The sequence below is a fragment of the Halodesulfovibrio oceani subsp. galateae genome (genome assembly GCF_055397225.1).
This window is the reverse complement of record NZ_AP042453.1, coordinates 1,731,384-1,744,184: the sequence shown is the minus strand read 5'-3', so window position 1 is coordinate 1,744,184 and position 12,801 is coordinate 1,731,384. Positions and strand designations below refer to the sequence as shown.

Here is a 12,801-nt window from a genome sequence, read left to right as displayed (position 1 = left end):
TTCTGCATTTTGCAGTGCGGGGCTTTTTTCTTTCCATGTATTGGTAACTCTCATTGTTTCGTTTGATTAAGCTGGGTATTCTAATATGCTGAATAATCGTAAAGGAGTTCCCATGCCCCATAATTTTAAAGACGATCAAGGTCTTATTGTAGTTTCAAACAGGTTACCCGTTTCGTTGGAATGTGCTGATGGAACGTGCCACTCTTCTGTGGTTTCTGGTGGCTTGGTCACGGCATTGTCGCCAGTATTGACTGCAAGTAAAGGCACCTGGATAGGCTGGGCCGGAACACCGGACGCTGAAGGGGTTGATGAAGCCTTGCGTCTTTTTTCCGAAGAAACAGGCTACAGATTATTGCAAGTTGGATTGACGACGGAACAAATAGACGATTTTTATTTTGGATTTACTAATCAAATAATCTGGCCGCTGTTCCATGCTTCTCAGTTCGAATGTGATTTTAAGGCAGATTACTGGCGGACGTATCTGGATGTGAATGAGCTATTTGCGTTCCGTACTGTTGAGACTGGTAACGAAGGCGACTATATCTGGGTGCATGATTACCATTTGATGCATGTAGCAAAATATATGCGTGAGGCCGGAGACTGCCGGCGTACGGGGTTTTTCCTTCATATTCCGTTTCCTTCTGTTGATAGATTTAAGCATCTGCCTTGGCGTACTGAATTGCTACAGGCTTTATTGGAATACGATCAGATAGGGTTTCAAACTTTGCATGACAGGCGAAATTTCATTCAAGCTATTTCGGTACTGGTTCCCAAAGTCCGTGTGTCCGGTCGCGGGCAGGTCGTGCATGCAAGGGTAGGGTCGCGCGTGGTTAAAATTGGTGCGTTCCCTATCAGTATCGATTACAAAAATTTTTACCAGACAGCTCGATCTACTGGTGTTCGAAAAGCTACGCAGCAGGTGCATAAAGCGTTGCCGAACAGAAAGATAATTCTGGGTGTAGATCGTCTTGATTATACCAAAGGTATTCCGCTTCGGCTCAAGGCAATGCATAGGTTGCTAACAATGTATCCTGAGTTGCAAGGGCAGGTGAGCTTGCTTCAGGTTGTTGTCCCCAGCAGGGCGACTATTCCATTGTATGCAGAGCTGAAAAGGGAAATTGAAAGGCTTGTGGGGCGAATTAACGGTGAGTTTTCTGTGCCGGGGTACGTGGCAATTCATTATCAGTATCGTAATTTGTCTTTTGAAGAGTTGCTTGGGTACTATCGAGCCAGCAGTATCGCCTTAGTAACCCCGCTTCGTGACGGGATGAACCTTGTGGCCAAGGAATACTGTGCGGCAAATGTTGAACGCACAGGTGTGTTGGTGTTAAGTGAGTTTGCCGGTGCCGCAGCACAGCTTAGAAATGGGGCTATACTGGTCAATCCTTTTGATGTAGAAGGTGTTGCTGCTGCTATTCGTCAAGCATATATGATGGATAAAAAAGAGCGACAGGGACGGATGGATAGAATGCGGGAATCAATCCGCAAAAATGACATTTTTAAATGGGTCGACAGCTTTTTTGCATCTGCTTTTGCAAAGTAGCGTTGCCTGTCTGGATATACACACATGGCATTGGATATTAAGCAAGGACCTCGCGCAAAGAAAAGTTTGGGTCAGAACTTTTTGCAGGATAAAAATACGGCTAACCGTATCGTTGATGCGCTTCGCATAGAAGCTGAAGATCATGTTATTGAAATCGGCCCGGGGCCGGGTGCGTTGACGCATCTTATTCATAATCGCAAGCCGGCTTGGTTTACGATTCTTGAAAAAGATCACCATTGGGCTCATGAGCATAAGCGTTTGCCGCCTGCTGGTGATCCTGAATTGCAGGTTGTGCTGACAGATGCCTTGCTGTTCCCGTGGGAGAATTTGACTCCTGAAAAGCCATGGAAAGTTATTGGCAACCTTCCATACAACGTTGCATCTCCACTGATGTGGGATATTTTAAGTAAGTCTACCGGCTTGAAACGTGCTGTTTTTATGATTCAGAAAGAAGTGGGGGACAGAATTGTTGCTGCTCCATCTTCCAAACAGTACGGGGCGCTGTCAGTCTGGTTGCAGAGCTATAGCAAGCCAAAGCGTGAATTTATTGTTCCTCCAGGGGTATTCCTTCCACGTCCTAAGGTTGATTCAGCAGTGCTGAGTTTTGTGCCGACTCCTGCCGAAGAACGTGATTTTGACCCTGACGCCCTTTCATGGTTACTAAAAGTAACTTTTCAGCAACGCAGAAAGCAATTGCAGAAGATTTTAAAAGGTTGCGTTGCTTCCGGAGCTGGTGAAGCTCTTGAAAAAGCTGGCGTGCAAGGCTCTGCAAGGCCTGAGACGCTTACCACTCGCCAATTTCAAATATTGGCTGATGCGTTGAAAAGCTGTCCTAAAAAGTAGAAAACCCCTGTTTACAAGGGGCTAAGAGTGTATAAACCGTTGCATATGCTGAATGCATCTGGTATCGACTAACAAGTTTGGGCTTATATCTCAAATAACAGTAATATTTTTTTCTAGCTAGAGTGTGTGCGCTTTGGCGAAAATTATTGCAACCCCCAGAGAGGAGGACGTGACCGTGACCAAGGCGGAACTCGTAGAACGAATTGCTGAAAAAGCAAATCTCACTAAAGCAAATGCAGAACGCTCCCTGAACGCATTCCTTGAATCTGTACAGGATGTTCTTGTGGCTGAAGGTAAATTAACTCTTACAGGCTTTGGCACCTTCGTTGTCGAAGAGCGTAAAGAACGTTTGGGCCGCAACCCTCAGAGTGGTGATCCAATTATCATTCCAGAAACTAAAGTAGTAAAATTCCGTCCGGGAAAACTGCTTAAAGAAGCTGTTAAGTAGTAGGAGGAGGCTCTTATGCTGCACGGTGAAACTCTTCAGAGCGCATTGCCTCAGGATATTCCCTGGTGGATGCCTGATCATTTCGTATTTTTCGGAGCACTCTACGCTGTTCTGTTCGTAATTCTTGGTGGACTGGGTTACGTAATTCTTAAGTCCATTCTTCATGCGAAGCATGAAAATCACGGACACAGTCACTAATTTTTGTTTGTTAGAAAAAGCCTACTGCTTGCAGTAGGCTTTTTTTATGCGCAAGATATAAAAAATAACTTGCAAAAAAACAAATCAGACCGTAAATTACGCTCTTGTCTTGGACGCGTTTGCGTTTGAGGTATTAAGTAATGAAGGTGGTGATATTTCATGCCAGGCGTATATCTCGATGATGGTGATTACAACTTCGACATCGCGCTTCGACGCTTTAAAAAGCAGGTTGAAAAGGCAGGCATTCTTTCAGAAATGAAAAAACGTCAGCATTTCGAAAAACCTAGCGTAATGCGTAAGAAGAAGAAAGCAGCTGCCCGTAAACGTCTTCTTAAGAAGATGAGAAAGATGAACCAGTACTAGTACTAGTTCACCGCTACGGCGGGTGCATCTATAGATGCTTCTTGGCGGGGATTCGTTATCGGATCCCCGCATTATTCTATGCAAAAATTACATAAGAGTGACAGCATGAGCCTTATTCAGCAGATCGATAAAGATTACATTACTGCCTATAAAGCCAAGGAGCAAGTTGCACTTGGTGTACTGCGTCATCTGAAAACTGCTGCGAAAAACATGCAGATTGACCTCAAGCGTGAACTTACCGATGAAGAAATGCTTGATGTTATGATGAAGCAGGCTAAACAGCGTCAGGACTCTATTGAACAGTTCCGCGCGGCGAATCGTGAAGACCTTGTTGCAATTGAAGCCGCAGAACTTGAAGTTTTGCAGACTTACTTGCCAAGCCAGCTTTCCGACGTTGAACTTGAAGAACTTGTTACCAAAACCGTAGCAGAAACCGGCGCAGCCGGCATGAAAGATATGGGTAAGGTAATGAATGCCATTATGGCAGAGTACAAAGGTCGCGTAGACGGTAAGAAACTGAGTGCATCAGTTCGCGCAAAGCTCGCATAATTTTATGGAGCAGCGTACCATACACAATTTAGAGTTCCGTAAGGTGCTTGAGCGCCTTGCGGACTTTGCCGTTTCGGAAGCAGGCACCAATGCGTGTTTGTCAATTGCTCCCGTGTCCAATAGAGACGACGCACAAAAGGCTGCACAGTTTTTTAGACAAGGGCAGGAATGGACTCGTACCGTTACTGTAAAACTCTCTTCTTTTCCTGATCTTGCAGGAATGTTCCGCTTTATAGATACCCCGACTGCTGTGCTTGATCTCGACGATCTATGTGCACTGCGTCAGGTGCTTGTTCAGGCACGGGATCTGCGGGCTTCTATTCGTGTAAGCACAGACTACTCACCATGGCCGCTCCTGCTGGAGATGGTGGATAAATTTCCTTGGCCGGAGCAGTGCGCTTCCGGACTTTCCCGCTGTGTTGGGGATGATGGTCTTATCCGTGATAACAGTACCCCTGAGCTTTTGTTGATACGTCAGGAGATTCGTCGAATCCACCAGACGTGTACACGTAAAGCAAAGGATTTTGTTAATTCACACGGCATCCTACAATATCTTCAAGATGAATACATCACACTTGCGAGTGATCGTTATGTATTGCCGCTTAAAAGCAATTTTAAGGGCAGAGTACAAGGGATCATTCACGACTACTCTCAAACTGGCGAAACTTGCTATTTTGAGCCGATGTTCCTTGTTGATCTCAACAACGAACTTGCAGAGCTGAAAAAGCAAGAACGCGAAGAAGAACATAAGGTTTTTGAATTTCTGACAGGTCTTGTCCGTGCCAACTTTGGCGCGTTGCATGGCGTGTACGACCTTATGGTTCAAGTGGATGTTCTGCTTGCAAAATGTGCCTTAGCTTCCAAGTTTAATGGTGTTGCACTGGACTTTAGTAACGAAGGTAATCTGCATCTTGTTAATGCCTTACATCCGTTGCTTGCTCTGGCTGAAGGCGGCGCGCTGCCTGTTACGTTAGAGCTTCAGAAAGAACAGTTTGCTTTGCTTATTAGTGGCGGTAACGCGGGTGGTAAGACTGTATGTCTTAAAACCATCGGTCTTATTGCGATCATGGCAATGAGCGGCTTACCTGTTCCTGTGAAAGAAGGCAGCTCCATACCTTTCTGGAAAAATATTTTTGCTTTTATCGGTGACGAACAAAGTCTTGAAGAAAATGTATCTACATTTACTGCTCAAATTACAAATTTGGGTGCTATTTGGGATACCGCAGACGACAGCACGCTTGTAATTCTTGATGAATTCGGTGCAGGTACTGATCCTGCCCAGGGTGCAGCGCTTGCTCAGGCTGTTATCGATGAACTACTTGAGCGCGGGGCGTATATTTGTGCAGCGACACATTTCCCTGCGTTAAAGGCATACGCACTTTCGAACGATAAGGTTCGTGCAGCGTCTGTTCTTTTTGATCCAAGCACAAAGAAACCATTGTATACTCTTGCATACGATCAGGTCGGTGCATCTCAGGCACTTGATGTGGCGCGAGAGCACGGTATGCCGGATTATGTATTACGTCGTGCAGAGCAATATCTGCTTATGGATGGCGAAGATACTTCCGCGCTGATTGATCGTCTCAATACTTTGGCTGTTGAGCGTGAACGCGAAGTGAACAAGCTTGATGCAGAACGTGAACGTTTTGAAGAGCGTCGCAAAAAGCTTAGTGTTCGCTATGAGCGGGAACGTGATCAGTTGTTTGGAGACATCAAAAAAGAAGCACAGAGTGTTCTTAATGATTTAAAAACACAAAAAATTACCCATAAGCAAGCTTTGAAAGAGTTAGCAAAAACTCGTCAAAAACTTGTTGAAGCTGACAAGACTGAGCGTCCTAAGGCGGAGGCATTAGCTCCGCAGGAAATTCAGCCTGGTCAAACATTAAAATATAATCCTTGGAAAAAATCAGGGGTTGTTGAAGAAATTGATGATAAACGTGGAAAGGTCAAAATCAATCTTTCCGGCGTTGCTATGTGGGTTAATTTACATGATGTTTCTTTTGCCGAAGATGGAACTACAAAAGTTCAGACCTCTCAGGTTACCGTAAAAGCAGAACGCAAAACATCTTTTAGGGTTGACTTACGTGGAAAGCGTGCTGATGTAGCTATAAGTGAACTTGACTCTTTTATCGATAAGGCTCTTTTGAGTAATACCGAAGAGCTTGAAGTTGTGCACGGAAAGGGTACTGGTGCGTTGCGCCGTGAGATTCATTCTTACCTTAAGAATGCCCCAGCCGTTGCATCATTCCGCCTTGCTCCTGCCGATTTAGGTGGTGACGGAATGACAATTGTTGAATTGCGATAATGTCTTCTGGGTATCGTAACGATTCTGGATCAGCCATGACAAATAGCGGTTTTTCTGCTGTAAAAGAAATTAAAGCTCGTCTGAATATTGCCGATGTTGCAAGGCGCTACATGGAGTTGCGTCATGCCGGAGGCAGGTGGATGGGGCTTTGTCCTTTTCATCAGGAGAAGACTCCATCATTTTCTATTAATGAAGATGAAGGTTTTTACTACTGCTTTGGTTGTCAGGCTGCAGGCGATGTTATTGACTTTTTTTGCAAAGTTAATGGTTTAGAATTTCGAGAAGGTCTGCAACAGCTTGCAGAAGAGACCGGAGTTCAACTTACTGAATATAAAGCAGACCCGCGTGCGAAAGAAGAGCGTGATTTTAAGAAACAATGTTATACTATGTATGATGTTGCAAAAAATCACTTTCGACAAAATCTTTCGAAACACGATGCACGGGAATGCAGAGACTATATTAAAGGGCGTAAACTTACGCCTGAGATTGTAGAGCGCTTTGAACTGGGCTGGGCTCCTGATTCGTGGCAATCCCTTTCTGACGCATTGGTTGCGAAGGGAGTGACACAAAAGCAGGCTGCTGAGGCTGGTCTTTTGTCACGCAATGATCGTGGTCGTATGTATGACCGCTTTCGTGGCAGATTTATCTTCCCGATCAAGAACCTTTCCGGACAAGTTATCGCTTTTGGCGGTAGAATAATTGGAAAAAGCGATCAAGCGAAGTATATCAACAGTAGCGATTCTGTAATCTATAAAAAAGGTGAGCATCTTTACGGACTTTTTCAAGCTCGTAGAGCTATTTCCGCTACCAAAAGTGCCTTCTTAACCGAAGGGTACATGGATGTATTAACATTACATCAGTTTGGTTTTGAAAATGCCTGTGGAGTGCTCGGTACAGCTCTTACTCCGGATCAAGTCAAACGACTTGGCGGTTTCTGTTCTTCTGTTGACCTCATCTTTGATGGTGATGAAGCAGGGCGCAAGGCTGCATTAAAAAGTTGTGAGATGATTCTGACCAAAGGTATGAAGTGTCGAGTTGTTCTTTTACCGGACGGTGAAGACATCGACAGCTTTTTACATGAGCGGGGCGTTGAAGCGTTTGAAAAGCTTCTTGCCCAATCTCCTGATGGACTATCCTATTGCACTGCAACGGTTAGCATGTACGCACCGCGCGATGTAATGGATTGGACTACCCGTTTTTTAAGCAGCATGGAACAGCCTGAACTCTGTTCATTTTACGTGTCTCGAATCGCATCCGGACTGGGTCTGGATGAAAAGGAATTACGTCAGACTGTTGCTCCCAAAAAAGCCGCTCAGACTAAACCGCGCTCCTCCTTTCAGCAGCGAGGAAAACGGGATAAGTCCGGTGGTTGGAAGAAAAAACAGGATGTATTGCAGGTTGCTGCACCGCGTCCTGTGTTAGCTGCTTCATTAGAAGAGCGAGTGTTGCAGTTTGTAGTATGTTACCCTCATCATGTGTCCACGTTGGAACAATATGGAGGGATAGAACTTTTACAGTCCTCATGGGCTGAGTCGCTCTGGAACAAAATTTCTGCTTACGGCAATGATGCCGCTGAGTACCTTGAAGGTAAAGAAAAAGTATTTTGGATTAAGCACCGTATTGTAGATACGGCTGCGATGCAAAAAGAACAGGAAGAATTGAACGATGTCTGTATGTTCCTGGAAAGAACTCGCCGCCAACAGCAAGGGCAATCCCTAGTCGCCGCAATGCGGCACATTACAGAGGGGGGCGAACAGGATGCAGAGATGGATTTTCTTCTGGCCTTAAAAGAATCCTTGGGGAGGTCCAATGGGGAATATTAAGGACATCCAGCAAATCAAGTCCTTGATTGCGAAGGGCAAGGTTAACGGGTTCCTGACCTTTGAAGAGGTCAACAAAGCGTTACCGGCTGAAGTGAATACTCCCGAACAGGTTGAAGAGATCATCGGGATTTTTGATCAGTTGAATATTGCTATTGTTGACAACGACAAAGCCAAGGATGAAGTTCCCGTTGCCGATGCTGACAACGATGACGACCTGCCTTCTGAAACCGTTATTGAATTTAACGAAGAAGAAGAAACTACTGATTACGCATCACGTAGCACAGACCCTGTGCGTATGTATTTGCGAGAAATGGGCGCAGTTCCGTTACTCGATCGTGATGGCGAAGTAGTTATCGCTAAGAAGATCGAAATTGGTGAGCAGGATGTATTATATGCACTCGTAGAAGTGCCTGTGGCTGTTGAAGAGCTCGTAAGCGTTGGTGAAGACCTTAGAGAGAACCGTGTTAAGCTGAAGGACGTTGTTAAGACCATCGAAGAAGATGATCCTAGCGAAGACGAACTTAACCAGCGTGAACGCGTTATCAAGCTTCTGGACGAGATTCGTAACATCTACAAAAAGAAAAGAAAGATTTACGACAAGCTCGATGATTGTTGTACTCTCGATCGCAGAGTATACGGTTTGCAAAAAGAGATTATCCAGTACAAAGAAGATGTTGTAATTCGTCTTCGTGATATTAAACTGGAAAAAACTCTTATCGACCGTGTTATTGAGACTGTTGAAGACTACGTGCGACAGATGCATAACTGTCAACGTGATCTTTCTGCATATATTCTTTCAACCGGTAAAACACAGGCTGAAATTCAGATTCTGTTCAAGCAGCTTGATGATCGCGAAGTGAATCCAGTTGTGGCAGCGGATGAACTCGGACTTACTGTTGATGAGTTATTTTCCTTTAAGGAAATGATTCTCGGTAAGATCGAAATTTTGAAGCGCCTGCAAGAAAAATGTTGTCATAACGTTACAGATCTTGAAGAAGTTCTTTGGCGTATTAAATATGGTAACACCGCAGCAATGCGCGCAAAGCAGGAGCTTATCCGTTCCAACTTGCGTCTTGTTGTAAGTATTGCAAAAAAATACACAAACCGTGGTTTGCAGTTCCTTGATCTTATTCAGGAAGGTAACATCGGTCTGATGAAGGCTGTTGATAAGTTCGAATATCAGCGTGGTTACAAGTTCTCTACCTATGCAACCTGGTGGATTCGCCAGGCCATTACTCGCGCTATCGCGGATCAGGCTCGTACTATCCGTATTCCAGTGCACATGATAGAGACTATTAACAAACTGATCAGAACTTCTCGTTATCTTGTTCAGGAGCTTGGACGTGATCCAACACCTGAAGAAATTGCAGAACGCATGGACTATCCGATCGATAAAGTGAAGAAAGTCCTGAAAATTGCAAAAGAGCCTATTTCTCTTGAAACTCCGATTGGCGATGAAGAAGATTCTAGCCTTGGTGATTTCATTGAAGATAAAAAAGCAGTTGCTCCAGCTGAAGAAGTGGTAAACACTAAACTTGGTGAGCAGATTGCGGGCGTTCTCGCTGACCTTACTCCTCGTGAGGAGCAGGTGTTGCGTAAACGTTTTGGTATCGGTGAAAAATCCGACCACACCCTCGAAGAGGTTGGTAAGTTGTTTAACGTTACTCGTGAACGTATTCGACAGATCGAAGCAAAGGCGCTTCGAAAATTACGCCATCCGGTTCGAAGTCAGACTCTCAAGTCTTACTACGAAAACTAGAAAAAAGGCGGCTTCAACTGAAGCCGCCTTTTTTTTTAGCTTTTTATTGGAGTTCCTATGATAAATCGGACAATATGTCTTTTAGCAATTCTATGTTTGATTTGTATTACAGTTTCAACGTCTTTTGCCGACACAGTTCACACTGTTGCTACTATTATTGATGGTGATACTGTAATTCTTAACGATGGAAGAAAGGTACGAATAGCATTTATCGATACTCCAGAACTGGAATATAAAAAAAGAAAGCAACAGTACTTTTCAATTAACGCTAAAAAATTTATAGTTGATACAGTTTTGGGACAGACCGTTATGTTACAAAAAATTACTACTAAAGATAGATATAAAAGATTAGTAGCAATTGTTACGTTGCGTGACGGTCGAGACCTAGGAGCCTTACTTGTTCAAAAAGGCATGGCTTTTGTGTATCCCCATGGTGCAAAGCATCAATCATATATAGATGAACTTGGGAAAATGCAGAGAAAGGCTATGAATGCAAGAACAGGAATGTGGGACAAAGTGATTACTTACTTTAAAAGTGCTGGGAACGTTGTTGGTAATAGACGAAGTAAACGTTTCTTTGCATTGGATTGCAAGTTTGTTAAAGACATTGCAACTAAGAACAAAGTTCATTTTATGTCTGCTGTTGATGCACTTTATAATGGCTATGCACCAGCACGAATTTGTAAGCTATGGCCTCTAGATACAGATATTTTAGACAAATAAAATTCGTATAGAGTTCCATACTTTTTATTATAAGAAAAAAATTGCTGAACTGTATTTGTAAGGGGGCGATGTTGCATTCTGATAACCCTTCAGAAAGAATTTGCCGTTTCGAAGTGGGTCATAAATATTGTGATCTGTTTGAGCGCTTGGGCGTACCACGCGATGATCGCTGGCGTTCATTGCTTTCATGTCTGCGCAGCACCCAGAAATATTCATACTATTCTCAAGCACAAAAGAAGTCTGTTGCAGATTTGTTAATCAAAACTCTTGAGAATGCAGAGTTTTCAGAGGAAACCTATTGCTCGGTCTTGCGGGAATATAAAGCTATTTTAGCAAGTTCCTATGCAAAAAAATTAGAAGAGGCGCTAAAAGAGTCTGCCGATTTGGCCGATGATTTCCGACGCAATGTCTATACTCACAAAGGTGCTGTTGAAGGCTTGGAAGAACAGAGTGTTGAAGCGGTTCGCAGTGGAGCAGATCCCGAAGATATTGTTGCTCAGCTGAGAAGCACTTTTCAGGAAGTTATCTCTGTTATGAAAGAGGATGCTGAGCGCCTTGATCATATCTGTAAGACAGATGGCCTTACAGGGCTCTTCAATCGCCGTGCTTTTGATGAAAGCTTGAAAGAGGGCATTAGTGCATGGGAAAGCAATAATGCGCCGCTCTGCCTGCTTTTGTTAGACATTGACAACTTGAAGAATTTTAATGACCGTTTTGGTCATCGTATCGGTGATCAGGCATTGCAGACTTTTTCTCAAATTATGCAGGAAGTCGCGCATAGGCGTCATGATGATGAAGACATCTGTTGTTGTAGATTTGGCGGCGATGAGTTTGCTATTTTGTTGTTTGGTGATGCAGCGGCAGACGTTATCGAAATAGCACAATCTATTAGGTCACGCCTTGAAACCTATGACTTTGTGATTCGGGACAATCAAGGACGTATCATTAAGCGCAATGTGCAGATGACTGTTTCGTGCGGGTTTGCATATTCACGTGACTTTGAGTTGGAAAATTTAGCTGCCCTTATGTTGGATGCTGCAGATTCTGCTCTTTACGAAGCAAAAGATCTCGGGCGGAATCGAATTGTTGAATACACAAAAAAAGACAATAGTTGCACATTTACCGTCATCAGCGGCGGTGAGGTTGCATAAAATTTGATAAAAATGGTTCCGGTCATGTTGACACAACGACTGGAACCATATAGCAATTTTCTTAACGCGAATTTATTCTCAGGGCAGGGTGTAATTCCCTACCGGCGGTAATCCTCATTAGGAAAGCCCGCGAGCGCTTCGTTGTACGAAGGTCAGCAGATCTGGTGTGATTCCAGAGCCGACGGTTAGAGTCCGGATGAAAGAGACTAAATGCAGCCTGCATTCCTTTTTTGGCAGCGTATATATGCTGCTCTATTCTTTTGCACTGCTTTTTACTTGCCCTGATTCTTGCGATTCTTAAACTTTTTGGAGAATTCAATGAATCAGTCATTACTTGATCAGTTTGGTACCTCAGAGGAACGTGTAAAAAGAGCTCTTGCTGCTTTGCAGCAGGGATCTGGTGTTATTGTTACTGACGATGAAGATCGTGAGAACGAAGGTGATATGATCTTTTCATCAGAACACCTTACATCTGCACAGATGGCTTTACTCATTCGTGAATGTAGCGGCATTGTTTGTCTCTGCATGACTGATGATAAAATTAAGCAACTCGATTTACCTATGATGGTTGATGAAAACCACAGCCAGTTCCAGACTGCATTTACAGTATCTATTGAAGCCGCTGAAGGCGTAACCACCGGTGTTTCTGCAGCAGACCGTGTTCGCACCGTTAAAGCAGCATCCTGTGGTAGCGCTGGTTCTTCAGATCTTAATAGCCCAGGTCACGTATTTCCGCTTCGTGCCCGTGAAGGTGGCGTTTTAGAGCGCCGAGGTCATACTGAAGCTACTGTTGACCTTATGCGCCTTTCCGGTCTTGGAAATTGTGGTGTGCTTTGTGAAGTAACAAATCCAGACGGTACTATGGCTCGTATGCCAGAGCTTGTTGAGATCTCAAAAAAATATGAGATGCCAATGCTTACCATCGAAGATCTGGTTGCCTACAGAAAAGAAAATAGCCTTTAGGGTGCAGCGCTAATCCCTACGACACAACGAGAAAGACCGGACATTGTCCGGTCTTTTTTTTGCACATTCACAAATACGATGAAGCTAACTTTTTCTGCTAGATTACCTCAGCCACTAAAAATTTCAATATCTT

General features: G+C 44.0%; 12 protein-coding genes and 1 riboswitch. All 12 genes read left to right on the top strand.

Features of this window, described 5'->3' with window-relative positions:
- The first annotated feature begins 112 nt into the window (after positions 1-112).
- The 12 genes from ACZ5V1_RS07695 to ribB all read left to right on the top strand — a co-directional run bounded on the left by ACZ5V1_RS07695 (position 113) and on the right by ribB (position 12,668).
- The gene (locus ACZ5V1_RS07695; RefSeq protein WP_464391357.1) at positions 113-1,543 is read left to right on the top strand and encodes an alpha,alpha-trehalose-phosphate synthase (UDP-forming); all 1,431 of its coding nucleotides are present in this window, start codon (positions 113-115) and stop codon (positions 1,541-1,543) included.
- 24 nt (positions 1,544-1,567) lie between these two features.
- Positions 1,568-2,386 carry a 16S rRNA (adenine(1518)-N(6)/adenine(1519)-N(6))-dimethyltransferase RsmA gene (gene rsmA / locus ACZ5V1_RS07690; protein ID WP_464391356.1) on the top strand — a complete coding sequence of 273 codons (819 nt, stop codon included), beginning with the start codon at positions 1,568-1,570 and terminating at the stop codon, positions 2,384-2,386.
- Between the two features lie 175 nt (positions 2,387-2,561).
- Positions 2,562-2,834, top strand: a complete 273-nt coding sequence (locus ACZ5V1_RS07685; RefSeq protein ID WP_160711562.1) for an HU family DNA-binding protein — start codon at positions 2,562-2,564, stop codon at positions 2,832-2,834.
- 15 nt (positions 2,835-2,849) lie between these two features.
- Positions 2,850-3,032, top strand: coding sequence for an RnfABCDGE type electron transport complex subunit D (locus tag ACZ5V1_RS07680; protein ID WP_160710985.1), 183 nt, complete (start codon positions 2,850-2,852; stop codon positions 3,030-3,032).
- Between the two features lie 159 nt (positions 3,033-3,191).
- Positions 3,192-3,395, top strand: coding sequence for a 30S ribosomal protein S21 (gene rpsU / locus ACZ5V1_RS07675; protein WP_020001651.1), 204 nt, complete (start codon positions 3,192-3,194; stop codon positions 3,393-3,395).
- A gap of 105 nt (positions 3,396-3,500) precedes the next feature.
- Entirely contained in the window at positions 3,501-3,944 is a 444-nt protein-coding gene (locus ACZ5V1_RS07670) for a GatB/YqeY domain-containing protein (RefSeq protein WP_464391355.1), read from the top strand.
- A 4-nt stretch (positions 3,945-3,948) separates the two neighbouring features.
- The gene (locus ACZ5V1_RS07665; RefSeq protein WP_464391354.1) at positions 3,949-6,249 is read left to right on the top strand and encodes an endonuclease MutS2; all 2,301 of its coding nucleotides are present in this window, start codon (positions 3,949-3,951) and stop codon (positions 6,247-6,249) included.
- 35 nt (positions 6,250-6,284) lie between these two features.
- Positions 6,285-8,072 (top strand): DNA primase, encoded by a 1,788-nt coding sequence (gene dnaG, locus ACZ5V1_RS07660; RefSeq protein WP_464391353.1) that lies wholly within the window; start codon positions 6,285-6,287, stop codon positions 8,070-8,072.
- Complete coding sequence (gene rpoD, locus ACZ5V1_RS07655; protein ID WP_464386555.1) at positions 8,059-9,831, top strand: RNA polymerase sigma factor RpoD; 1,773 nt, start codon at positions 8,059-8,061, stop codon at positions 9,829-9,831. Before dnaG ends, rpoD begins: the two co-directional genes overlap by 14 nt.
- A 57-nt stretch (positions 9,832-9,888) precedes the next feature.
- Positions 9,889-10,554, top strand: coding sequence for a thermonuclease family protein (locus tag ACZ5V1_RS07650; RefSeq protein ID WP_464391352.1), 666 nt, complete (start codon positions 9,889-9,891; stop codon positions 10,552-10,554).
- Positions 10,555-10,622: 68 nt separating this feature from the next.
- Entirely contained in the window at positions 10,623-11,705 is a 1,083-nt protein-coding gene (locus ACZ5V1_RS07645; RefSeq protein WP_464391351.1) for a GGDEF domain-containing protein, read from the top strand.
- A gap of 70 nt (positions 11,706-11,775) precedes the next feature.
- Positions 11,776-11,917, top strand: a riboswitch (FMN riboswitch).
- 106 nt (positions 11,918-12,023) lie between these two features.
- Positions 12,024-12,668 (top strand): 3,4-dihydroxy-2-butanone-4-phosphate synthase, encoded by a 645-nt coding sequence (gene ribB, locus ACZ5V1_RS07640; protein ID WP_464386552.1) that lies wholly within the window; start codon positions 12,024-12,026, stop codon positions 12,666-12,668.
- Positions 12,669-12,801: the final 133 nt, after the last annotated feature.

Excerpts from the sequence above, each read along its gene's own strand:
- ACZ5V1_RS07695 (WP_464391357.1), top strand. The coding sequence starts at position 113 with ATGCCCCATAATTTTAAAGACGATCAAGGTCTTATTGTAGTTTCAAAC.
- rsmA (WP_464391356.1), top strand. The coding sequence starts at position 1,568 with ATGGCATTGGATATTAAGCAAGGACCTCGCGCAAAGAAAAGTTTGGGT.
- ACZ5V1_RS07680 (WP_160710985.1), top strand. The coding sequence starts at position 2,850 with ATGCTGCACGGTGAAACTCTTCAGAGCGCATTGCCTCAGGATATTCCC.
- rpsU (WP_020001651.1), top strand. The coding sequence starts at position 3,192 with ATGCCAGGCGTATATCTCGATGATGGTGATTACAACTTCGACATCGCG.
- ACZ5V1_RS07670 (WP_464391355.1), top strand. The coding sequence starts at position 3,501 with ATGAGCCTTATTCAGCAGATCGATAAAGATTACATTACTGCCTATAAA.
- ACZ5V1_RS07665 (WP_464391354.1), top strand. The coding sequence starts at position 3,949 with ATGGAGCAGCGTACCATACACAATTTAGAGTTCCGTAAGGTGCTTGAG.
- dnaG (WP_464391353.1), top strand. The coding sequence starts at position 6,285 with ATGACAAATAGCGGTTTTTCTGCTGTAAAAGAAATTAAAGCTCGTCTG.
- rpoD (WP_464386555.1), top strand. The coding sequence starts at position 8,059 with ATGGGGAATATTAAGGACATCCAGCAAATCAAGTCCTTGATTGCGAAG.
- ACZ5V1_RS07650 (WP_464391352.1), top strand. The coding sequence starts at position 9,889 with ATGATAAATCGGACAATATGTCTTTTAGCAATTCTATGTTTGATTTGT.
- ACZ5V1_RS07645 (WP_464391351.1), top strand. The coding sequence starts at position 10,623 with ATGTTGCATTCTGATAACCCTTCAGAAAGAATTTGCCGTTTCGAAGTG.
- ribB (WP_464386552.1), top strand. The coding sequence starts at position 12,024 with ATGAATCAGTCATTACTTGATCAGTTTGGTACCTCAGAGGAACGTGTA.